The 19,239-nt window shown below is 70.6% G+C and carries 19 protein-coding genes and 1 riboswitch; of the genes, 4 read left to right on the top strand and 15 right to left on the bottom strand.

What is annotated here, in order from left to right; translation table 11 throughout:
• Positions 1-30: 30 nt before the first annotated feature.
• The 3 genes from LG388_RS14485 to LG388_RS14475 all read right to left on the bottom strand — a co-directional run bounded on the left by LG388_RS14485 (position 31) and on the right by LG388_RS14475 (position 3,521).
• Positions 31-1,764: a SulP family inorganic anion transporter gene (locus tag LG388_RS14485; RefSeq protein WP_225783421.1), complete on the bottom strand. Its 1,734-nt coding sequence runs from the start codon at positions 1,762-1,764 to the stop codon at positions 31-33.
• 103 nt (positions 1,765-1,867) lie between these two features.
• Positions 1,868-2,338: a DUF421 domain-containing protein gene (locus tag LG388_RS14480; RefSeq protein WP_225783420.1), complete on the bottom strand. Its 471-nt coding sequence runs from the start codon at positions 2,336-2,338 to the stop codon at positions 1,868-1,870.
• Between the two features lie 328 nt (positions 2,339-2,666).
• A complete protein-coding gene (locus LG388_RS14475; RefSeq protein ID WP_225783419.1) occupies positions 2,667-3,521 on the bottom strand; it encodes a helix-turn-helix domain-containing protein in 855 nt (284 codons plus the stop codon).
• Between the two features lie 97 nt (positions 3,522-3,618).
• Here LG388_RS14475 and LG388_RS14470 point away from each other — a divergent pair, with 97 nt between their 5' ends.
• From LG388_RS14470 to LG388_RS14460, 3 genes are read left to right on the top strand one after another with little or no spacing between them, the layout of a single operon-like run.
• Complete coding sequence (locus LG388_RS14470) at positions 3,619-4,893, top strand: MFS transporter (RefSeq protein ID WP_225783418.1); 1,275 nt, start codon at positions 3,619-3,621, stop codon at positions 4,891-4,893.
• 27 nt (positions 4,894-4,920) lie between these two features.
• A complete protein-coding gene (locus LG388_RS14465; RefSeq protein ID WP_225783417.1) occupies positions 4,921-5,685 on the top strand; it encodes a sulfite exporter TauE/SafE family protein in 765 nt (254 codons plus the stop codon).
• A gap of 37 nt (positions 5,686-5,722) precedes the next feature.
• Positions 5,723-6,226, top strand: coding sequence for an EVE domain-containing protein (locus LG388_RS14460; RefSeq protein WP_225783416.1), 504 nt, complete (start codon positions 5,723-5,725; stop codon positions 6,224-6,226).
• 9 nt (positions 6,227-6,235) lie between these two features.
• On the opposite strand, the gene LG388_RS14455 is transcribed toward LG388_RS14460, so the two are convergent.
• Together LG388_RS14455 and arsC are read right to left on the bottom strand one after the other, a co-directional pair.
• On the bottom strand, positions 6,236-6,892 hold the full coding sequence (locus tag LG388_RS14455; protein WP_225783415.1) for a cold shock and DUF1294 domain-containing protein: 657 nt from the start codon (positions 6,890-6,892) through the stop codon (positions 6,236-6,238).
• A 44-nt stretch (positions 6,893-6,936) separates the two neighbouring features.
• A complete protein-coding gene (gene arsC / locus LG388_RS14450; RefSeq protein WP_225783414.1) occupies positions 6,937-7,314 on the bottom strand; it encodes an arsenate reductase (glutaredoxin) in 378 nt (125 codons plus the stop codon).
• A gap of 47 nt (positions 7,315-7,361) precedes the next feature.
• On the opposite strand from arsC, the gene LG388_RS14445 reads away from it, so the two are divergent.
• Entirely contained in the window at positions 7,362-8,189 is an 828-nt protein-coding gene (locus LG388_RS14445) for a cyclopropane-fatty-acyl-phospholipid synthase family protein (protein ID WP_225783413.1), read from the top strand.
• A 29-nt stretch (positions 8,190-8,218) separates the two neighbouring features.
• Here LG388_RS14445 and LG388_RS14440 read toward each other — a convergent pair whose 3' ends face one another.
• The 10 genes from LG388_RS14440 to LG388_RS14395 form a co-directional block, all read right to left on the bottom strand.
• Entirely contained in the window at positions 8,219-8,905 is a 687-nt protein-coding gene (locus LG388_RS14440; protein ID WP_225783412.1) for a glutathione S-transferase family protein, read from the bottom strand.
• 79 nt (positions 8,906-8,984) lie between these two features.
• Entirely contained in the window at positions 8,985-9,488 is a 504-nt protein-coding gene (locus tag LG388_RS14435) for a 6,7-dimethyl-8-ribityllumazine synthase (protein WP_225783411.1), read from the bottom strand.
• A 111-nt stretch (positions 9,489-9,599) separates the two neighbouring features.
• Positions 9,600-9,766: riboswitch (FMN riboswitch) on the bottom strand.
• Between the two features lie 70 nt (positions 9,767-9,836).
• Positions 9,837-10,736, bottom strand: coding sequence for a DMT family transporter (locus tag LG388_RS14430; protein WP_225783410.1), 900 nt, complete (start codon positions 10,734-10,736; stop codon positions 9,837-9,839).
• 76 nt (positions 10,737-10,812) lie between these two features.
• Complete coding sequence (locus LG388_RS14425) at positions 10,813-11,700, bottom strand: sugar phosphate isomerase/epimerase (protein ID WP_225783409.1); 888 nt, start codon at positions 11,698-11,700, stop codon at positions 10,813-10,815.
• Positions 11,701-11,714: 14 nt separating this feature from the next.
• Entirely contained in the window at positions 11,715-12,899 is a 1,185-nt protein-coding gene (locus LG388_RS14420; RefSeq protein ID WP_225783408.1) for a dihydrodipicolinate synthase family protein, read from the bottom strand.
• Between the two features lie 11 nt (positions 12,900-12,910).
• The gene (locus tag LG388_RS14415) at positions 12,911-14,086 is read right to left on the bottom strand and encodes a Gfo/Idh/MocA family protein (RefSeq protein WP_225783407.1); all 1,176 of its coding nucleotides are present in this window, start codon (positions 14,084-14,086) and stop codon (positions 12,911-12,913) included.
• 42 nt (positions 14,087-14,128) lie between these two features.
• Positions 14,129-15,097, bottom strand: a complete 969-nt coding sequence (locus LG388_RS14410) for a tripartite tricarboxylate transporter substrate binding protein (protein ID WP_225783406.1) — start codon at positions 15,095-15,097, stop codon at positions 14,129-14,131.
• Positions 15,098-15,333: 236 nt separating this feature from the next.
• The gene (locus tag LG388_RS14405) at positions 15,334-16,758 is read right to left on the bottom strand and encodes an enolase C-terminal domain-like protein (RefSeq protein WP_225783405.1); all 1,425 of its coding nucleotides are present in this window, start codon (positions 16,756-16,758) and stop codon (positions 15,334-15,336) included.
• A gap of 40 nt (positions 16,759-16,798) precedes the next feature.
• A complete protein-coding gene (locus LG388_RS14400) occupies positions 16,799-17,632 on the bottom strand; it encodes a sugar phosphate isomerase/epimerase (RefSeq protein WP_225783404.1) in 834 nt (277 codons plus the stop codon).
• The gene (locus LG388_RS14395; RefSeq protein WP_225783403.1) at positions 17,629-19,170 is read right to left on the bottom strand and encodes a tripartite tricarboxylate transporter permease; all 1,542 of its coding nucleotides are present in this window, start codon (positions 19,168-19,170) and stop codon (positions 17,629-17,631) included. The genes LG388_RS14400 and LG388_RS14395 overlap by 4 nt, the downstream gene beginning before the upstream one ends.
• Positions 19,171-19,239 lie beyond the last annotated feature (69 nt).

Genomic DNA, 19,239 nt, shown 5'->3' with positions numbered 1-19,239 from the left:
GGCCGTGCCAGCGGCGTTGTCAGGCGCGGGTCATTCGGGACGGCGCCCGGATGCCGGCGCCCCCTCCGCAGCGCCCGCCCGCAGCGCCGCCAGTGCTTCCGCATCGGTGCGGTAGGTGAACAGCAGCGGGCCGGGCGCGAGCAGCCCCGCGCGTTCCAGCACCTGCAGCGCCGGCAGCTTCAGCCCGCTCAGGTGCAGGCGCACGCCGCGGCCTTCGAGCTGCCGGCGGATGTTGCCGAAGGCCTCGGCCCCCGTCAGGTCCACGCGGTTGATGGGCTGCGCGAACAGGCACACGTCCGTCAGGCCTGGGCGCTCGGTCAGCGCCACGGTCACGGCGCGTTCGATCTCGCTGGCTGAGGCGAAGTCCAGGTCCGCGTCCAGCCGCAGTGCGTACAGGCCCGGCGCCAGCAGCGGCAGCTGCAGCAGGTGGCGGTCGCGCAGGCTGCCGTCGGGATGCTGGCCCACCTCGATGATGCGCGGATGCAGGTGGCGGTACATGTAGTGCGCCAGGGCCGCCAGCAGCCCGCCCAGCACGCCCCAGTAGATGGCCGGCGCGGTGGCGATGGTGAGCACGAAGGTCGCGAAGGCGATGCCCGCCTCGATGCGCGAGACGCGCCACAGCGCCACGAAGGCCGAAGGCTTGAGCAGGCCCAGCGTGGCCGTGGCCACGATGGCCGCCAGCACCGCCTGCGGCACGTGGTAGAGCAGCGGCATGGCCCACAGCAGCGCCGCCGCCACCACCGCCACGCTGAACAGGGTGGACCACTGCGTCTTGGCGCCCGCGTACAGCGTGATGGCCGAGCGCGAGAAGGAAGAGCTGGTCGGGAAGGAGCCCGTGAGCCCGGAGGCGATCTTGCCCAGACCCTGGCCGATCAGGTCCTGGTTCTCGTTCCACAGCGTGCCGGCGCGGCCGTTGTCCACCTTGGCGCTGGAGGCGGTTTCCAGAAAGCTCACCAGCGTGATCAGGAAGGCCGGCAGCAGCAGCGCCCCCAGTTCGTTCCAGGCCGGCAGCGTGGGCCAGTAGAGCGCGGGCAGGCCCGAGGGCAGGGCGCCGATTACCGCGCCACCGCGCAGCGCATAGCCCAGCGTGCCGCTGATCAGCGCCGCGGCGCCCACCAGCAGCATGGTGGTGGGCAGCCGCGGCGAAAAGCGCTTGCCCAGCCACAGCACCGCCATGCTGCCCAGCCCGAAGGCGATGGCGACGAAGTCCGGCGGCGGCCCCTGCAGCAGCTGGCCGAAACTGCGGCCCGTGAAGCCCAGCAGCGCCGGCAACTGCGACAGCGTGATCAGCACCGCCGCGCCCTGGGTGAAGCCCATCAGCACCGGTGAATTGACCAGCCGCAGCACCCAGCCGAAACGCGCCGCGCCCAGCAGCACCTGCATGGCGCCGGACAGCAGCGTGAGCCACACCGCCAGCGACACCCATTCGCGGCTGCCCGGCACCGCCAGCGGCGCGAGCGAGGCGCCCACCAGCACGCTGGTCAGCGCCGTCGGCCCCACCGACAGCCGCGCCGAGGCGCTGAACATGACGGCGATCAGCGCCGGGAACAGGGCCGCGTAGATGCCCGTGATCAACGGCATGCCCGCCAGTGCCGCATAGGCCACGCCCTGCGGGATGACCATCAGCGCCACCGTGATGCCGGCGATGGCTTCGTTGACCAGCAGCGGGCGGTCGGGGCGGGGCCAGGCCAGGAAGGGCAGCCAGCGGGTGAGGCGGGCGCGGGTGGAAGCAGGCGAAGCGGAAGAAGGGGCGGAGCCGGGCATGCGCAGGATGGGCGGTGCGCGCGGCAGCGGCGGGCACCAGGGAAGGCACAGGCCCGCATTGTGGCCGACGCGCCCGCACACGCGCGCCGGCGGGGCCGCGGCTTCAGCCTTCGCGGCGCTTCTTCTGCACGCTGATGCGTCCGTCGGCCTCCAGGAAGGCGTAGCGCAGCTCCTCCAGGTCGCAATCTGCCTCGCGCAGGGCCTGCTCGATGTCGTTGCGGGCCACGCGGTGCTTCTGGCGCACCTTGTCGAAGATGGCGCCGTCGCGCCCCAGCAGCACCGCCTCGCCCTCGAGCAGGCGTTCGGCCGTGCGGCTGCGCGCCGTGACCGCGCCCACCAGCGTGTTGAGCGCGATCAGCACCAGGCACACCAGCAGGCCGCCCAGCAGCGACTGGTCCGACCCCGTCATCGACGGCCCGGCGGCTTCGCTCACCAGCATCACGACCAGCAGGTCGAAAGGCGTGAACTGGCCCACGGTGCGCTTGCCGGTCAGGCGCATCATCAGCAGCAGCACCCCGTACACGGCCGCCGCACGCAGCAGCAGCTCCCAGGCATCGACTTCGAGGTTCAACATGGCGAAGGTTGTCGGACGGCCCACGACCGCACGCAGCGAAGCGCGCGGCCACCGGGCGGGCGCACTTCATCCGCCCCGCCCGCCGCAGCGAGAGTGTGCGCAGGCAGGCGCCGCCCGGCCCGTAGGCGCCGCCTGATTGGGCTGTAGGGGCGCGGCGCGGGGCCGCTCAGAGCTTGAGAGTTTTTTGGCCGTGCCCGAAAGGCGCGTCAGAACGCCCCGGATCGAGGCGCAAAGCGCAGCCATAGCTCGGGCTATGGCGAGCATTTGCAACGAAGAGCCGGGGTGTTTTGGCGTGCAGGGCGGGCATGGGCGAAAGACTCTCAAGCTCTCAGCGCCCGCGCCGCGGCTGGAAGGCCGTGGGCGACTTGCCCGTGGCCTGCTTGAACATCGCGCAGAAGGCGCTGTCGGTGGCGTAGCCGCTGGCGGATGCGACCTGGCTCACGGCCATGCCGCGCGCCAGCAGCGGCAGGGCATGGGCCAGCACGGCCTGCTGGCGCCATTGCTGCCAGCTCATGCCCATGTGGCTGCGAAACAGCCGCGCCACGGTGCGCTCGCTGGCGCCGATGGCGGCGGCCCGCTCGGCCAGCGTGGCGCGGTCGGCCGGGTTGTTGAGCATGGCCTCGCACAGCTGGCGCAGGCGCTTGTCCTGCGGCAGCGGCACGTCCACGCGGATCTGCGTCGCGCGCTCCAGCTCGTTGACCAGCAGCGGCGCGATCCAGCGCTCGCGCTGCGCCGCCTCGGGGTCGGCCGGCGGGCGGCCGTCGGGCGTGGTGTCCAGCGACAGCATCAGCGCGCGCAGCAGCGGGCTGATTTCCAGCACCTCGCAGCGCGTCCAGTCCGGGCCCAGCCAGCGGTGCAGGTAGACGGTGCGCAGCTCCGCGTCTTCGACCAGGGTGGTGCTGTGCGGCACGTCGGCCGGCACCCACAGGGCGCGCGAAGGCGGCACGATCCAGGTGCCGTCGGCGGTGCTCAGGCGGATCACGCCGCGTGTGGAGAAGGTCAGTTGCGGCCAGGGATGGGCATGCAGTTCGACCTGCGTGTCGCCCGACAGGAAATGCTCCTTGGCGCGCAGCGGCCGCACCGCGTCGGGCACGTACAGGTGCGGCGTGAGCGGCCCTACGCTGTGCGTCACGGCCGGCGGCGGCGCGGCGGCAAAACGGGGGGCGCGGGCAAGGCTTGGCATGGTTTCGACAAACATTGTCTCTGTATCGGCATTCTGCCGCGTTCGGGCCGCCTAGCATCGGCTCTGCCTCTGTTCTTGCTTCTTCGTCGCCGCCGCCATGTCCACCCTTGCTTCCCCGCAACCGTCCGCCCCGCCGCCCAGCCTGGGCAGCGACGCCCGCCTCATCGGCCTGGTGGGCATCGCCCATGCCGTCAGCCATTTCAGCCAGCTGTTGCTGGCGCCGCTGTTCCCCTGGCTCAAGGACGATTTCGGCGTCTCGTACACGCAGCTGGGCGCGGTGCTCACGGTGTTCTTCGTCGTCTCGTGCATCGTGCAGGCGGCGTCGGGCTTCGTGGTCGACCGCATGGGGCCGCGCCCGGTGCTGTTCGCGGGCCTGGGCTTCCTGGGCCTGGCCGGCGTGGGCTATGCGCTGTCGCCCAACTACTGGGTGCTGATGGCGAGCGCCGTGATCGGCGGCATCGGCAACGGCGTGTTCCACCCGGCCGACTACACGCTGTTCAACCGCAAGGTCGCGTCCACGCGCCTGGGCCATGCCTACAGCGTGCACGGCATCACGGGCAGCCTGGGCTGGGCGCTGGCGCCGGCCTTCGTGGTGCCGCTGGCCATGGCCTTCTCGTGGCGCATCGCGCTGGCGGCGGCCGGCGCCGTGGCCTTCGCCGTGCTGGCCCTGGTGTGGGTGTACCGCGAGGCGCTGGCGCTGGACGTGAAGGCGGCCCGCAAGCCGGCCGCGCCGGGCAGCGCCGCGGCGGCGGCCGCAGGCGGCGAGTTCGGCTTCCTGCGCATCCCGGCCGTGTGGATGTGCTTCGGCTTCTTCTTTTTCTACGCCATGGTCATCAGCGTGGTGCAGACCTTCGCACCCGTGGCGGCCGGCCAGTTGCATGCGGTGCCGGTGGCGCTGGTCGCCATCTGCCTGACCGTGTACATGGTGGCCAACTCGGCCGGCATGGTGCTGGGCGGCTTCCTGGCCTCGGACCCGGCGCGCTGCGAGCGCATCGTGGGCATCGGCTTCGGCATCGCGGCCCTGATCACGCTGGTGCTGGCGTGGGCGGACTTCCCGCCCGTGGTGGTGCCCGTGCTCTTCGGCCTGATGGGCTTCGCCTCCGGCATCGCCGGGCCGTCGCGCGACCTGATCGTCAAGCGCTCCACGCCGGCCAACGCCAGCGGCCGCGTGTACGGCGTGGTGTATGCGGGGCTGGACATCGGCCAGGCCGTGGCGCCGCTGGTCTTCGGCCGCCTGATGGACCACGGCCAGCACCGCGCCGTGATCCTGGGCCTGGCCGTGGTGCAGGCCGTGCTCATCGCCAGCGCCTTCAACGTGCGCCGCGCGCGGCGCGAGCTGCTGCCGACGCCGGCGGCCTCCGCGTCGGCCTGATCCGGCGGCGCACGCAACTCGCCGGCCTTGGCAAGCGGCCTCCCGCTCTACCTGCTGATCGCGCTCGGCGCGGGCCTGGCCGGCTTCGTGCAGGGCCTGTCGGGCTTTGCGTTCGGGCTGGTGGCCATGTCGGTCTGGGCCTGGACGGTGGACCCGATGCTGGCCGCCGTGCTGGCCGTGTTCGGCGCGCTGCTGGGCCAGCTCATCGCCGCCTTCACGCAGCGCCGCGCCTTCGACAAGGCGCTGCTGCTGCCCTTCGTGCTGGGCGGCCTGGCCGGCGTGCCGCTGGGCGTGTGGCTGCTGCCGCGGCTGGACGTGCCGCTGTTCAAGTTCTGCCTGGGCCTGCTGCTGGTCATCTGGGCGCCGGCCATGCTGCTGAGCGACAAGCTGCCGCGCGTGCGCCGCGGCGCGCGCGTGGGCGATGCCGTCTCGGGCCTGATGGGCGGCGTGATGGCCGGCGTGGCCGGCTTCGCGGGCGCCGTGCCCACGCTGTGGGCGCAGCTGCGCGGCCTGCCGCGCGACGCCGCGCGCGCCGTGATCCAGAACTTCAACCTGGCCATGCTGCTCGTGTCCTTCGCGATCCATGTGGGCACGGGCAACGTCACACTGCGCATGCTGCCGCTGATGGGCATCGTCGCTGCCTGCGTCCTGGTGCCCGTGCTGCTGGGCGCGCGGCTGTACATCGGCATCAGCGACCTGGCCTTCCGCCGCATCGTGCTGGGGCTGCTCACGGCTTCGGGCGTCGTGCTGCTGGCGGCGTCGCTGCCGGTGCTGGTTCCGCGCTGGTTCTGATTCCCTCGGCGCACGCGTGCCGTCAGAATCGGCGCCCATGAGCACCGACCGCACTTCCGAACGCGCCCGCCACTACTGGCTGATGAAGTCGGAGCCCGACGAATGCTCCATCGACGACGCGCTGGCCGCGCCGCAGCAGACCGTGCCCTGGACCGGCGTGCGCAACTACCAGGCGCGCAACTTCATGCGCGACGCCATGCAGGTGGGCGACGGCGTGCTCTTCTACCACTCCAGCTGCCCCGAACCCGGGATCGCCGGCTTCGCACGCGTGGCCTCGGGCGTGCGGCCCGACCCGACGCAGTTCGACGAACGCTCGCCGTACTACGACCCGAAGTCGAAGGCGGACGATCCGCGCTGGCTGCTGCTGGACGTGCAGGCCGTGCGCAAGACGCGCCTGCTGGCCCTGCCCGAGTTGCGCGCCACGCCTGCGCTGGCCGACATGCGGCTGCTGCAGCGCGGCAACCGGCTGTCGATCACGCCGGTGACGGCCGAGGAGTGGGCGCTCATCGAGCATCTCGCGAGCAAGGCGGCCCCGTCCTGAAGGCCGGGCTCAGCGGGGCAGGGCGGGCAGGCCCAGATCGCCCACCATGCCCGTGTGCCAGGCGATGAAGGCGCCCACATTGAGCAGCACCGTGAACCAGAACATGGCCACGAAGCCGGGCTTGGACGACTTGTGGCGCAGCCACTGCTGGGCGATCAGTGCGCCGGGCCAGCCGCCCACCAGCGCCAGCAGATGGAGCTTGTTTTCCGGCGTGCGCCAGCGCTGGGCCATGGCGGCCGACTTGTCGAAGGCATAAACGAAGAAGGTCAGCAGGCTGAGCGCGGCGTACAGCGCGGGCACCCAGAGCGGCATGCGCCAGAACAGCGCTGCGTAGGCCAGCAGGGCCGCGAAGGCGGGCAGGGCCAGCAGCCGCGGTGGCGACCATTTGGCAGGTGCGTCGAAGCGGGGGCGCGCCGCGGCGCGGGCCGGGCTGCGCGAGGGCGCGTGCGCCTGGATGCGCGAAGGCAGCTGCACGGCCACGGCGCGCTTCTTGCCGTTGGGCGCCATCTCCACTTCGAAGCTCAGCACCTGTCCGACCACCGGCCGGCCTGCGCCCGACGGAAAGGCCTTGATGTGGACGAAGACCGGCTGTCCGCCCTGCGCCGCTTCGATGAAGCCGAAGCCGCGGTCGTCGTGCCAGGAAGTGAGGGTGCCTTGGATGCGCATGCGCGGCATTGTCCGCGCCGCGTCGCAGCGCCTTGTTGTGCGGATCAGGCCGTGGCCGGCAGCAGCTCCAGCACCAGCTCCTGCGGCCGGCACAGCCGCGTGCCGCGCGGTGTGCGCACCACCGGGCGGTTCATCAGGATGGGGTGCTTCGCCATGGCCGCGACCAGTTCGTCGTCGCTGCGCGCGGCGTCGCGCAGGCCCAGCTCTTCGGCCAGCGTCTCTTTCTCCCGCAGCAGCGCACGGGCGCCGGTGCCCATCTCGGCGATCACGGCGCGCAGGCTGGCCTCGTCGAGCGGGGTCTTCAGGTACTCGACCACGGTGGGTTCGATGCCGTGTTCGCGCAGCAGCGCAAGCGTCTTGCGCGAGGTGCCGCAGGCGGGGTTGTGGAAGATCGTCGTGGGGAAGTCGGCAGGGGTGTTCATGGGGCGATTGTGGCGAGCGCGCGCGGTGCGCACGCCATACTCCCGGCATGACCCTGCACCCCGTTTCCCGAACCGCAGCCGCAGCCATCCTCTGCGCCGCAGCCGCCAGCGCCCAGGCCCAGTTGGGCGAAGAAGTGCCCTTCATCACCACCCCCGACCACGTGACGCTGGAGATGCTGCGCATCGCCGACGTGGGCGCGAAGGACCATGTGATCGACCTGGGCTCGGGCGACGGGCGCATCGTCATCACGGCGGCACGGCAGTTCGGCGCCACGGGCCTGGGCGTGGAGATCGTGCCCGATCTGGTCGAAAAGAGCCGCGCCAACGCGCGCCGCGCCGGCGTGGCGGACAAGACCGAGTTCCGCGCGCAGGACATCTTCGACACCGATCTGTCTGCGGCCAGCGTGATCACGATGTACCTGCTGCCCGAGGTGAACCTGCAACTGCGCCCGCGCCTGCTGCGCATGGCGCCGGGCACGCGCATCGTCTCGCACGACTGGGACATGGGCGACTGGCAGCCCGACCGCACCGTCAAGGTGGAGGTGCCCGACAAGAAGGTGGGGTTGGAGAAGTTCAGCCGCATCCACCTGTGGCGCGTGCCTGCCCCCGTCGAGGGCCTGTGGTGTGCAGGCGGCACGGCGCTGCGTTTCGAGCAGCAGTTCCAGCAGTACCGCGTGCGGCTGGACGCGCCGGGCGCGCCCGCCCAGCGCTGGCAGGGACGCATCGTCGGCGCCGACCTGCCCGCGCCCGTGGGCGGGCCCGCGCGTGCGGCGTTCCACTGGCGCGATGGCGGGCTGGATGTGAGGACGGCCGCCGCCGGGCTGGCGGCGGGCACCCGCTTCACGCGCGCCGCGGACGCGCAGTGCGGCGCCTGAGTCGCGCCAACCGGGTCGCGCCTGCCGTCTCAGGGTTCGACGGTGTCGTCGGCCGTGAAGGGAAAACGCTCGGCCCAGAAGGCCTGCAGGCGCGGTTCGGCATCGACGCGCCGCACCGCGGCCATCAGGTGCGGCGCCTCCTTCGCAAAACGCGCGCGGCGCGGCGTCCAGCGGGAAGCCACGGCCACATACAGGTCCAGCATGCTGATCGCGTCGCCCAGCAGGTAAGGCGCGCCAGCGGGCGTGATGGCGCGCATCTGCGTGTCCATCAGTTGCCAGCAATGGGCGATGCGTTCCGCGCTGCGTTCGAGCATCGCGGGCTGCGCGGCAGCGTCGGGCACCAGCCGTGAAGGCTCGTCGCGCACCCAGAACAGCGCATAGATCTGCGTGGCCACGTAGCTCATCCAGCGCAGGTACTGGCCGCGCAGCGGATGGTCGAGGGCAGGGGCCAGGCCGGCCTGCGGATGGCGGTCGCCCAGCCAGATCAGCAGCGCGGCGCTTTCGGTGAGCAGTTCACCCTCGGGCGTGCGCAGGGCGGGCACCTGGCGCGCGGGGTTCACTTCGCCCGCGCGCTCGCGCTCGGCCTCGCCCTCCCAGGGGGCGATGTCCACCGTGCGCACCGGCGCGCCGATCAGCGTGAGCGCGGCGTGCACCGGCGTGGCGCCCGAGCCCGGCGCGCCGTAGAGCGTGTAGCAAGGAGGGGCGGCATCGGTCATGCAGCCAGTGTGGCCGTGCGCGGCGCGGCGCGCAATCGGCCAGGCTCCTACAGTGGGCCCGGGCTCGCGGGCGGCAGGCTCAGGCCGCCAGCAGCGCGTCCACCTGCTGCAGGCCGGCAATGGTCTTCAGGCAGGCTTCGGCCGCTTCGGTGCCCTTGACGGCGAAGTGCCGGTGGAAGTACTTGCGGTGCTCGACATGCTCGTGGAAGTGGTGCGGCGTTAGCACGGCCGAGATCATGGGCACGCCCGTGTCCAGCTGCAGCGTCATCAGCGCATTGACCACCGTGCTGGCCACGAACTCGTGGCGGTAGATGCCGCCGTCGACCACCAGCGCGCAGCACACGACGGCGGCGTAGCGGCCCGAGCGCGCCAGGCGCTTGGCATGCAGCGGGATCTCGAAGGCGCCCGGCACGTCGAAGATGTCGACACGCTCGCGCGGCACGCCCTGGCGCTCGAGCTCGACCAGGAAGGCGTCGCGCGCCTGGTGCACGATGTCGGAATGCCACTGGGCCTCGACGAGCGCGATGCGCTGGTCGCCCGAAGCGATGAAGGAGGCGAGGGGAAGGTCGTTGAGCTGACTCATGGTGGTCCTTTTGAATCAAAGGGTTGGCCTGAATCAGGGCGCATGAACGCACGAGCGCATGGCGACCCTGCCTCGCTTTTGCCAAGCAGGGCATGCGGGCCGCCAGGGCGATCGCGCTCTCTTTCATCCGGACTGTGACCGTCGGCCCCGGAGTCACACCGGGTCTGCTGACACCGCGACTGCGGAAGAACCGAGTCGCGGCCGCTCGCGGGCTCATGCCACGGTCACCCGTGGCCATCACCGCCGGTGGGGAATTCCACCCCGCCCTGAGAACGCTTGCCGCCGAAGGAGTCGGCGGCGCGGCCATTCTAGGCAGCGGTTGCAAACCCTGCTGTCACGTGCGCGCGGTCAGCGCCCGCGGCGCTCGCCCTGCATCACGAGCAGTCCCGAGATCACAAGCAGCGCGATCCCGAACAGGCCCCAGGCGTCGGGCAGGTGGCCCCACACCCCGTAGCCCAGCAGCACCGCGAACAGCAAACCGCTGTAGCGAAAAGGCGCGACGAGCGAGATCTCGCCCAGGCGCAGGCCGCCGATGAGCAGCAGGAAAGCGCTGCACAGGAAGGTGGCGCCCAGACTGATCAGACCCAGGGTGGGCAGGCCGACGGGTCGCCAGCCCTGGAAGGGCAGCAGCAGCGCGGCCAGCAGGCCCAGCGCCAGGGCGCTGGACAGCGTGGCGACGAGCGAGGGCAATCGCGGATCGAGCCGGCGCGTGAGCAGGTCGCGCAGGGCATGCAGCAAGGTGCCGGCCAGGCACAGCAGGGCCCAGGCGTTGAAGCCCTCGCCGGCCGGGCGCACCACCAGCAGCACGCCGACGAAGCCGATGCCCACGGCGGCCCAGCGCAGCGCCGAAGCCTTCTCGCGCAGGAAGAGCACAGCGAACAGCGTCATGAACAGCGGCGCGCCCTGGTTGATGGCGGTGGCATTGGCCAGGGGCAGCTGGAACAGGGACAGCAGGTACATCGCCGTGCCGAAGGCGTCGGCCAGGCTGCGCACGAGCACGCGCGGATGCGCGGCCTGCGGCAACTGCCGCAGCACGCCCTGGCGCCAGGCCAGCAGCAGCATCAGCAGCACCACGATGCCGCTGCGCAGCACGATGAGCTGGCCGGCGGGAAGGGTCTGGCTCACGTACTTGGCCAGTGCGTCGTTGGCCACGAAGCAGCCCGAGGCGCCGATGGTCATGAGCACGGCCCGCAGGGCGTGCGGGCGCGGGGATGCCGGAGCGGCCAGGGGTGGGGAAGAAGCGGACATGCGGGCGCGAGCATAGGCGCTGCACGCTGGCCCACGCTCGCGGTGGGTCAAAGCGGCACCGCGCCCTGTCGCGTTCTCAGACCACGCTGCGGTAGCGTGCGATGCAGGTGGCCAGGGTCTCTTCGCCGCTGCGCTGCCACCAGTCCAGCGACGAGAAGATCTCGACCTCGCTGAAGCCCGCGAAGCCGGCGGCCTCGACCCAGCCGCGGATCTTCCTGAGCTCGATCACGCCATCGCCCATCATTCCGCGGTCGCTGAGCAGGTCGCGCGTGGGCGTGAGCCAGTCGCACACGTGGTAGGCCAGGATGCGCGTGTGCCTCGCATCGCCGGCGCGGGCGATCTGCTGCGCCAGCTTCGGGTCCCACCAGGTGTGATAGACGTCCAGCGCCACGCCCAGCAGGCCGGTCTGGCCCGGGTCCAGCTCGTCGCACAGGTCCAGCGACTGCTCCAGCGTGTTGATGCAGGCGCGGTCGGCGGCCTGCATGGGGTGCAGCGGCTCGATGGCCAGCGGCATGCCGACGTCGCGCGCGTACTCCAGCGACGCGGCGATGCCGTCGCGCACCTCGCCGCGGGCGCGGGCCATGTCGGTGTAGGCGGCCTTGCCGTCCAGCGCGCCGGGCAGCGCGCCCACCACCAGCACCAGGCAGGGCGCGTTCAAGGTCTTGGCCTCGTCGATGGCGCGGCGGTTGTCCTCCAGCGCGGCCTTCAGGCCGGCCGCATCGGGCGCCGGGAAGAAGCCGCCGCGGCAGTAGCCCGACAGGCCGATGTCCAGCGCCTTCAGTTGCGCCGCGATCCTGTCCAGGCCCACGGCCGCGACCTGGTCGCGCCAGGGGCTGATCGCGCGCACGCCGGCGGCGGCGCACTGGTCGATGAGGCGGTCCAGCGGCACTTCAGCGCCGTGCTGCTTGCGGATCGTGGCGGTGTTGATGGACAGCCAGTCGTGGTTGGCGGAGAAATCGCGCATCGCAGGCTGCCTGTTCAAGCGTCGATGCCGTGCACCGCCAGCAGCGACTTCATGCGCTGCACGGCCAGCTCGGGTTTCTCCAGCACGTTCGCCACGTCGGCCAGGCGGAAGAGCTCGGCCAGGTGCTGCAGCGAGCGCGTGCTCTGCTGGCCGCCGACCATCGTGAAGTGCTTCTGGTGGCCGTTGAGCCAGGCCATGAACACCACGCCGGTCTTGTAGAAGCGCGTGGGCGCCGCGAAGATGTGGCGCGACAGCGGCACCGTGGGGCCGAGGATGTCGTGGAACTTCTGCGTGTGGCCCTGGGCGAGTTCGCCCAGCGCCGCGGCGGCCGCCGGCGCGATGGCGTCGAAGATGCCCAGCAGCGCGTCGCTCTGGCCATGGAAGGGCTCGGTGCCGAAGCCGTCGCCCGCGATCAGCTCGGCGTAGTTGAAGTCGTCGCCCGTGTACATGCGCACGCCCGAAGGCAGGCGCCGGCGCATCGCGATTTCCTTGTCCTTGTCGAGCAGGGAGATCTTGATGCCGTCCACCTTGGACGGGTTCGCGGCGATCACGGCCAGGGCCGTGTCCATGGCGGCATCGACGGCGTCGCTGCCCCAGTAGCCCGCCAGCGCCGGGTCGAACATGGGGCCCAGCCAGTGCAGCACCACGGGCTGCCTGGCCTGCGACAGGATGCGGCCGTACACGCGCTCGTAGTCGGCCGGGCTCTTCGCCACGCGGGCCAGCGCGCGGCTGGCCATGATGATGAGCTTGCCGCCGAGCTTCTCGATGGCCGCCATCTGCTCTTCATAGCCGCGGATCACGTCGTCCACCGTCTTGACGGCGTCGATGTCCAGGTGGTCGGTGCCGCAGCCCGAGGCGACGAAGGCGCCCGGATGGTCCTTGGCCGCGTCCAGCGAGCGGCGGATCAGCTCCAGCGAGGTGGGCCAGTCCAGGCCCATGCCGCGCTGGGCCGTGTCCATGGCCTCGGCCACGCCCAGGCCCAGCGACCACAGGTGCTGGCGGTAGGCGATGGTGGCATCCCAGTCCACGGCGGCCGTGAGCCAGGGGTCGACCGCGGCCAGCGGGTCGGCCACCACGTGCGCGGCGGAGTAGGCGATGCGGTTGAACTTCAGTCCGGCGGGTGGCCTGGCCAGCGGCGTGCCGCGCAGGGCGTAGTCCGCCAGGCCGGTGGGCGTGGGCAGCTGGATCGAGAGAGCCATGGCGTGCGTCCTCAGACCTTCAGTGCCGGCACGTCGATCCAGCGGCGTTCCTTCCAGGACGCGAGCGCGGCCTCGACCAGCTGCACGCCCTTGGCGCCTTCGGGCAGCGTCCACTTGTAGGGCGCGTCTTCCACCACGTGGCGGATGAAGTGTTCCCACTGGATCTTGAAGCCGTTGTCGTAAACCTGCGAGTCCGGGATCTCCTGCCACTGGTCGAAGAAATTCATGTTCTGTTTGATGTCCGGGTTCCACACCGGGCGCGGCGTGGCCACGCGCGACTGGGCGCGGCAGCTCTGCAGGCCGGCGACGGCCGAGCCGTCGGTGCCGTCCACATGGAAGGTGACCAGGTCGTCGCGGCGCACGCGCGTGGCCCAGCTCATGTTGAGCTGCGCGATCACGTGCTCGCCGTTGTGGCCCTTGAGTTCGGCCGTGGCGTAGGCGGCGTCGTCGGCCGTCGCCACGTACTCCTTGCCGTTCTCGTCCCAGCGCTTGGGGATGTGCGTGGCGCCCAGGCAGGAGATGGACTGCACTTCGCCGAACAGGTTGTCCAGCACGTAGCGCCAGTGGCACATCATGTCCAGGATCATGCCGCCGCCGTCTTCGCTGCGGTAGTTCCAGCTCGGGCGCTGGATGGGCTGCAGGTCGCCTTCGAAGACCCAGTAGCCGAACTCCAGGCGCACGCTGAGCATGCGGCCGAAGAAGCCGGCGCGGCGCAGCATGTCCAGCTTGCGCAGGCCGGGCAGGAAGAGCTTGTCCTGCACGGCGCCGTGCTTGAGGCCCGTGGCCTTGCCGGCCTCTTCGGCCAGGCGCGCGATCTCCACCGCTTCGTTGAGGTTGGTGGCGATGGGCTTCTCGCAATACACATGCTTGCCCGCGCGGATGGCCTTGGCCAGCAGGGTGGGGCGCATCTGCGTGGTGCCGGCGTCGAAGAAGACGGTGTCGTCCTTGTTGGCCAGCGCGGCATCCAGGTCGGTGCCCCAGCGCGCGATGCCATGCGCCTTGGCCAGCGCTTCGATCTTCTCGGCGTTGCGGCCGATCAGGATCGGGTCGGGCATCACCTTGTCGCCGTTGGAAAGCGTGACGCCGCCTTGCGCGCGGATCGCCACGATGGAGCGGATCAAGTGCTGGTTCATGCCCATGCGGCCGGTGACGCCGTGCATGATGAGGCCGAGTCGTTGGGTTGCCATGTGTGTGCCTGACTGAAGGGAAAGGGAGAGTGGGCGGAAAACTTATTGCGTGGGCGACAGGCCGGCGGCCTTCACGAGTGCGGCGTTGCTCTTGATCTCGTCGCGGATGTAGGCGTCGAACTGCTCGGGCTTGAGCGTCCAGGCGTCGGCGCCCAGCTTGAGGAAGCGCTCCTTGACTTCGGGCGTGGCCAAGGCCTTGACCACCTCGTCGTGCAGGCGGTTGACGATGGCCTTCGGCGTCTTGGCCGGGGCCATCATGCCGATCCAGAAGTTGAATTCGGAACCCGGCACGCCGGCTTCGGCGGTGGTGGGCACGTCGGGCAGGGCGGTGGCGCGCTTGGGCGAGCCCACCGCCAGGGCCAGCAACTGGCCTTCCTTGATCTGGCCGATGACCGGCGAGATGGGCGAGAAGTAGTAGTCGACGCGGCCCGAGAGCACTTCGCTCACGGCCTCCCCGGAGCCCTTGAACGGAATGTTGGTCGCGTCGATCTTGGCGGCCATCTTGAATTTCTCGGCGTTCAGGTGCGTGGCGCTGCCCTGGCCTGCGGAGGCGAAGTTCATCTTGCCCGGTTCGGCCTTGGCCCTGGCCACCAGCTCCTGCACCGACTTGATGTTCTTGCTCGGCGAGATCACCAGCACGTTGGGCGTGGTGCTGATGGGCGTGATGGGGGCGAAGTCGGCCACCGTGTCGAAGGGCAGCTTGGCGAAGGTGGACGGACTCACCGTGTGCGACGACGAGTGGATCATGATCGTGTAGCCGTCCGGCGCGGCCGTGGCCACGGCCTGCTGGCCGATGGTGCCGCTGGCGCCGCCGCGGTTGTCCACCACCAGCGTCTGGCCCATGCTCTGGCCCATCTTGTCGGCGATCGCGCGCGCAATGATGTCGGTGGTGCTGCCGGCCGCGAAGGGCACGACCACGCGGATCGGCTTGTTGGGATAGCCGTCCTGCGCGAAGGCGGCGGTGCTCAGGCTCAGTGCGGCCAACGCGGGAAGAAGGGTTGCGAACTTCATGAGGGTCTCCGTGTCTGTCCAGGCCCTGAAGGAGCCTGAGGGCTTTTAATTCACTGTTTGGTGAATTGAGGGTGGATTTTAGGGTGAGCGTCCGCAGGCGCCAAGCGCCGTCGATGGCGTGCGCGTGATGGTTTTCCCCAGTAATCGGGGTGTGGCGCAGTCAAGAAGCTGTGCGCGCGGGCCCGAGGCTCCGCACAAGCCGCGTGCGCAGCGGCCTGAATTAACCAAATGGTGATTTATGCCGACGCCATGGGCTGCAGCGTGTCCCAGTGCGGATGGGCAGCCGTGGCGAAGCCTGCCGCCGCATTGAGGCTGTCCAGCGCCAGTTGGCCGGCGCGGATGTGCAGACGCGGGTGGCTGGCGGGCTGGTACAGGTCGGCATGGGCGCTCGCGAAGGCCTGCACTTCGGCGGCTGGCGCGGTGCCGAAGCCATCGACGTAGTGATGGCCATTGCGCTCCACATGGCCCAGCCCGATCAGGCCGACCAGCGCCAGATCCTGCTGCACGGCCAGCCCGGCCTGCGTGGTCAGGTCTTCCGCCGACATGAAGTACACGGCTTCGCGGCCGTCGCGCCGGGCCTGTTCGTTGCGCTGGCGGCAGCGCGCCGCGTTGAGGATCGAGCGGTAAAGGCCCTTGCAGGCCTTGCTCGATACGCCCGTGTAGCCGCAGGCCAGCGCACGCGGGAAGGCGTCCAGCGTGGCATCGGACTCGTCGATCAGCACCGGCCGCATCGCGGCCAGTGGGCGCACATCGCTGCCCAGCGCCAGGGCACGCGGCAGCGGCTGTTCGATGTAGAGCGTGGCCCGCGCCAGGCGGTGCAGGGCGGGCGTGTCCTGCACGCGCTGCCAGAAGGCCCCGGCGGCCGTGGCGTCGGCGAACTGCTCGTTGCCATCGAGCGTGATCCGGTAGTCGGGCAGCGTGTCCAGCACCTGTGCGATGCGCGTCAGGCGCGCGAGGTCCGGACCCGCATCGCCCGCCACCTTGAGCTTGAAGTGCCGGCAGCCGGTGGCGGCCACCACTTCTTCCAGGCTCTCGGGCAGGCCGTCGTCCAGCCGCTGCGCGATGTCGGCGCGGGTGATCGGGTCCAGCATGCCCACCGTGTGCCGCACGGCGATGGCGGGAACGGGCGCCAGGCCGGCCAGAAAAGCGTCCAGGTCGAAGCCGGCCAGGTCGGGCGTGAGGCGCGCATCGATGCCCGGCAGGTTGCGCTGCAGCACGGCGTGAAAAGGCAGGCCCTCGGCCCGGCACAGCGCATCCAGCACGGCCTTGTCGATCTGGGCCGGGCCGAAGCACGCGATCAGCGGGTTCAGCCCCTGGCGGGCGGCCGCGTCGATCTGCGGCTGGTAGTGCGCGCTGAAGTGGCCGAAAGCGTCGCGCGCGCTCGCATCGCCCAGGTAGGCCTGGCGGGCCAGCCGCAGCGCCTGGCGCAACTGCTCGAAGTTGTCTTCGTTGCTCAGCGCCAGGTTCTTGTCGAACCATTTGGGCGCCAGCAGCTCGGCCGAGGCGCCTTCGGCGGTGCGGCCGTCGGCCGTTTCGATGCGCACGCGCACGAAGGCCTGGGGGCAGGCGGTGAGCGTGACCACGCCGAAGCGAAAGGGCAGGCGCATGTGGACGCCGCGCTCGTAGAGCTGGATGTCGGTGATGCGAAAGGGGATGGACATGGTCGCCTTGTGCCGTTTGCCGTTCAGGCCGTGAATGCGTTCAGCACCCGAGGGCCTCGCGCAGGCCGCGCAGATAGCCAGCCGCGAAGGCGGCGCAGCCGGGACCGTCCGGCAGGTAGTCGAAGGGTTCGACGCCGATGGCGCCCGCGTAGCCGTGCCGATGCAGCGCTGAGAGGATGGGCGCGAAGCGCATCGCGCCCTGGCCGGGGCCGCGCCGGTTGGGGTCGTTGAGCTGCACGTGGCCGATGAGGCCGGTGGGCAGCCACTGGTCGATCAGGGCGGGCACGTCCTGTGTTTCGCTCAGGCCGGCGGCGCTGCAGTCGAGCATGGTCTTGAGCGCCGGCTCGTTCACGGCCCGCACGACCCGGGCGCCGTCGGCCAGGGTGTTGATCAAGGATGTCTCGCGTGGCGACAGCGGCTCGATGCAGTAGATGACGCCCTGGCGTGCGGCGGCGCGGGCGGCGCGCGCCAGGCCTTCGTGCAGGCGTGCGAGCGCGGTGGCGTGGCTGTCACCCTCGGCGATGGCGCGCTGGCGCGGCGAGCCGTGCACCAGCACGGCGCCGCCCAGTTCGGCGCACAGTCCCACCAGCCGTTCCATCACCTGCGCCGTGCGCTCGCGCAGGGCGGCGTCGGGGCTGGTGAGCGACAGGCCCTCGGGCTTGACCAGCAGCCAGTGCAGGCCGGTCACCACCAGGCCGAAGGATTCGACGGTGGCGCGGATGCGCGCCGCCTGTGCGCTGCCGATGCGCTCGGGCGTGTCCGACAGCGTGAACGGCGCGATCTCCAGTCCGTCATAGCCCAGTTGGGCTGCGGTTTCACATTGGCGCGCCAGCGGCAGCCCGGCCAGCACCTCGTTGCAAAGGCCGATCCTCATGCGCGCGCTCCGCGCCCGAGCAGGGCCGCCACGCGGCCGCCGACGGCAGCGACGGCGGCTTTCACGGCCGCCTTGAAGGCCGGCACGTACATCAGGATGGTGAACACCGTGACCAGCGCGAACACAATGCAGATGGGCCGGGTGATGAAGGGCAGCAGGCTGCCATCGGAGAGCACCAGGCCGCGACGCAGGCTCTTGTCCAGCAGGTGGCCCAGCACCAGGCCCAGGACCAGCGGGGCCATCTCGTAGCCGCGCCGCCGCAGGAAGAAGGCGCCGATGCCGATCGCGAGCATCACGTACACGTCGAACAGGCGCGAAGCCGTGGCGAAGGCGCCCACCGTGCACAGCACGAAGACGATCGGCATCAGGATGCCGCGGCGGATCTTCAGCACCTTCAGCAGCGGCCGCACGCCGAACAGGCCGAACAGCAGGATGGTGACGGAGGCCAGCGTGGTCATGGCCACCACGTGATAGATGAAGTGCGGGTTGTCGATCATGAGCATCGGGCCCGGCTGCACGCCGTGGATGATCATGGCGGCCATCAGCACGGCCGAGGGGGCCGAGCCCGGGATGCCCAGTGCCAGCGAGGGAATGATGTGGCCCGGGATGGAAGACATGTCGCCCGTTTCGGCGGCCATCAGCCCGTCGATGGAGCCCTTGCCGAACTCTTCCTTGTTCTTGCTCAACGCCTTGGCCGAGGCATAGGACATCCAGGCGCCGGCATCCTCGCCCACGCCGGGCAGCAGACCCGTGGCGACGCCGATGATCCCGGAGCGCAGCACGGTCCAGCGGTACTGGATCACCTCGCGCCAGCGTGGCAGCACGGAGTCCTTCAGGTCGGCGATCTTGCGCTCGATGGGGTCGGCCAGCGTGGTCAGCACTTCCGCCAGCCCGAAGGCGCCGACCAGTGCCGGGATGAGGCCGATGCCGCCGGCGAGCTCGTCCCAGCCGAAGGTGAAGCGGTCGTAGGCGTACAGGCTCTCCTGGCCCACCTGCGCAAGCAGCAGGCCCAGCAGCCCCATCAGCCAGCCCTTGAGTGGGTCGCTTCCCACGATGCTGCCCGACATGGTCACGCCGAACAGGGCCAGCCAGAAGAACTCGAACGCGCCGAACTTCAGCGCCACCTCGGCCAGTAGGGGCGTGAACAGTGCCAGGCAGATCACGCCGATCAGCGTGCTGACGAAGGCGCCGCTGGTGGCGATGCCGATGGCGCGGCCGGCCTGGCCCTTCAGGGCCAGCGCGTGGCCGTCGGCGCAGGAGGCCGCGTTGGCGGCGGTGCCCGGGATGTTCAGCAGGATGGCCGTGCGCGAGCCGCCGTACAGCGCGCCCACGTAGGAGCAGATCAGCACCAGGATGGCGTCGTTGGGGCTGAGTTTGATGGTCAGCGTGGTCAGCAGGGCAATGGCCAGCGTGGCCGAAAGGCCTGGAAGAATGCCCATCACGATGCCCACGAACGCGCCGCCGAGCCCGTACAGCAAGGTCATGGGATTGAGGAAGCTCAGATAGGCCTGGCCGAGATCGGAAAGTCCTTGCAACATGGATCAACCTGGACAGAAAGAGCCCGCTCGGGGGCGAGAGGGCGGAGGCGGGCGGGATGCGCGCGGGAT

This window comes from Xenophilus sp. Marseille-Q4582 (assembly GCF_916700565.1).
Taxonomy (GTDB): domain Bacteria; phylum Pseudomonadota; class Gammaproteobacteria; order Burkholderiales; family Burkholderiaceae_C; genus Xenophilus.
Note: the sequence above shows the minus strand (reverse complement) of the source record. Positions and strands in the feature narration are given on the sequence as shown.

What these genes read in the sequence shown, in the direction of transcription:
- LG388_RS14480 (WP_225783420.1), bottom strand. Translation starts at nt 2,338, where the DNA reads ATGTTGAACCTCGAAGTCGATGCCTGGGAGCTGCTGCTGCGTGCGGCG.
- LG388_RS14410 (WP_225783406.1), bottom strand. Translation starts at nt 15,097, where the DNA reads ATGAAGTTCGCAACCCTTCTTCCCGCGTTGGCCGCACTGAGCCTGAGC.
- arsC (WP_225783414.1), bottom strand. Translation starts at nt 7,314, where the DNA reads ATGAACACCCCTGCCGACTTCCCCACGACGATCTTCCACAACCCCGCC.
- LG388_RS14415 (WP_225783407.1), bottom strand. Translation starts at nt 14,086, where the DNA reads ATGGCAACCCAACGACTCGGCCTCATCATGCACGGCGTCACCGGCCGC.
- LG388_RS14395 (WP_225783403.1), bottom strand. Translation starts at nt 19,170, where the DNA reads ATGTTGCAAGGACTTTCCGATCTCGGCCAGGCCTATCTGAGCTTCCTC.
- LG388_RS14400 (WP_225783404.1), bottom strand. Translation starts at nt 17,632, where the DNA reads ATGAGGATCGGCCTTTGCAACGAGGTGCTGGCCGGGCTGCCGCTGGCG.
- LG388_RS14460 (WP_225783416.1), top strand. Translation starts at nt 5,723, where the DNA reads ATGAGCACCGACCGCACTTCCGAACGCGCCCGCCACTACTGGCTGATG.
- LG388_RS14430 (WP_225783410.1), bottom strand. Translation starts at nt 10,736, where the DNA reads ATGTCCGCTTCTTCCCCACCCCTGGCCGCTCCGGCATCCCCGCGCCCG.
- LG388_RS14405 (WP_225783405.1), bottom strand. Translation starts at nt 16,758, where the DNA reads ATGTCCATCCCCTTTCGCATCACCGACATCCAGCTCTACGAGCGCGGC.
- LG388_RS14435 (WP_225783411.1), bottom strand. Translation starts at nt 9,488, where the DNA reads ATGAGTCAGCTCAACGACCTTCCCCTCGCCTCCTTCATCGCTTCGGGC.
- LG388_RS14485 (WP_225783421.1), bottom strand. Translation starts at nt 1,764, where the DNA reads ATGCCCGGCTCCGCCCCTTCTTCCGCTTCGCCTGCTTCCACCCGCGCC.
- LG388_RS14455 (WP_225783415.1), bottom strand. Translation starts at nt 6,892, where the DNA reads ATGCGCATCCAAGGCACCCTCACTTCCTGGCACGACGACCGCGGCTTC.
- LG388_RS14475 (WP_225783419.1), bottom strand. Translation starts at nt 3,521, where the DNA reads ATGCCAAGCCTTGCCCGCGCCCCCCGTTTTGCCGCCGCGCCGCCGCCG.
- LG388_RS14470 (WP_225783418.1), top strand. Translation starts at nt 3,619, where the DNA reads ATGTCCACCCTTGCTTCCCCGCAACCGTCCGCCCCGCCGCCCAGCCTG.
- LG388_RS14445 (WP_225783413.1), top strand. Translation starts at nt 7,362, where the DNA reads ATGACCCTGCACCCCGTTTCCCGAACCGCAGCCGCAGCCATCCTCTGC.
- LG388_RS14440 (WP_225783412.1), bottom strand. Translation starts at nt 8,905, where the DNA reads ATGACCGATGCCGCCCCTCCTTGCTACACGCTCTACGGCGCGCCGGGC.
- LG388_RS14420 (WP_225783408.1), bottom strand. Translation starts at nt 12,899, where the DNA reads ATGGCTCTCTCGATCCAGCTGCCCACGCCCACCGGCCTGGCGGACTAC.
- LG388_RS14425 (WP_225783409.1), bottom strand. Translation starts at nt 11,700, where the DNA reads ATGCGCGATTTCTCCGCCAACCACGACTGGCTGTCCATCAACACCGCC.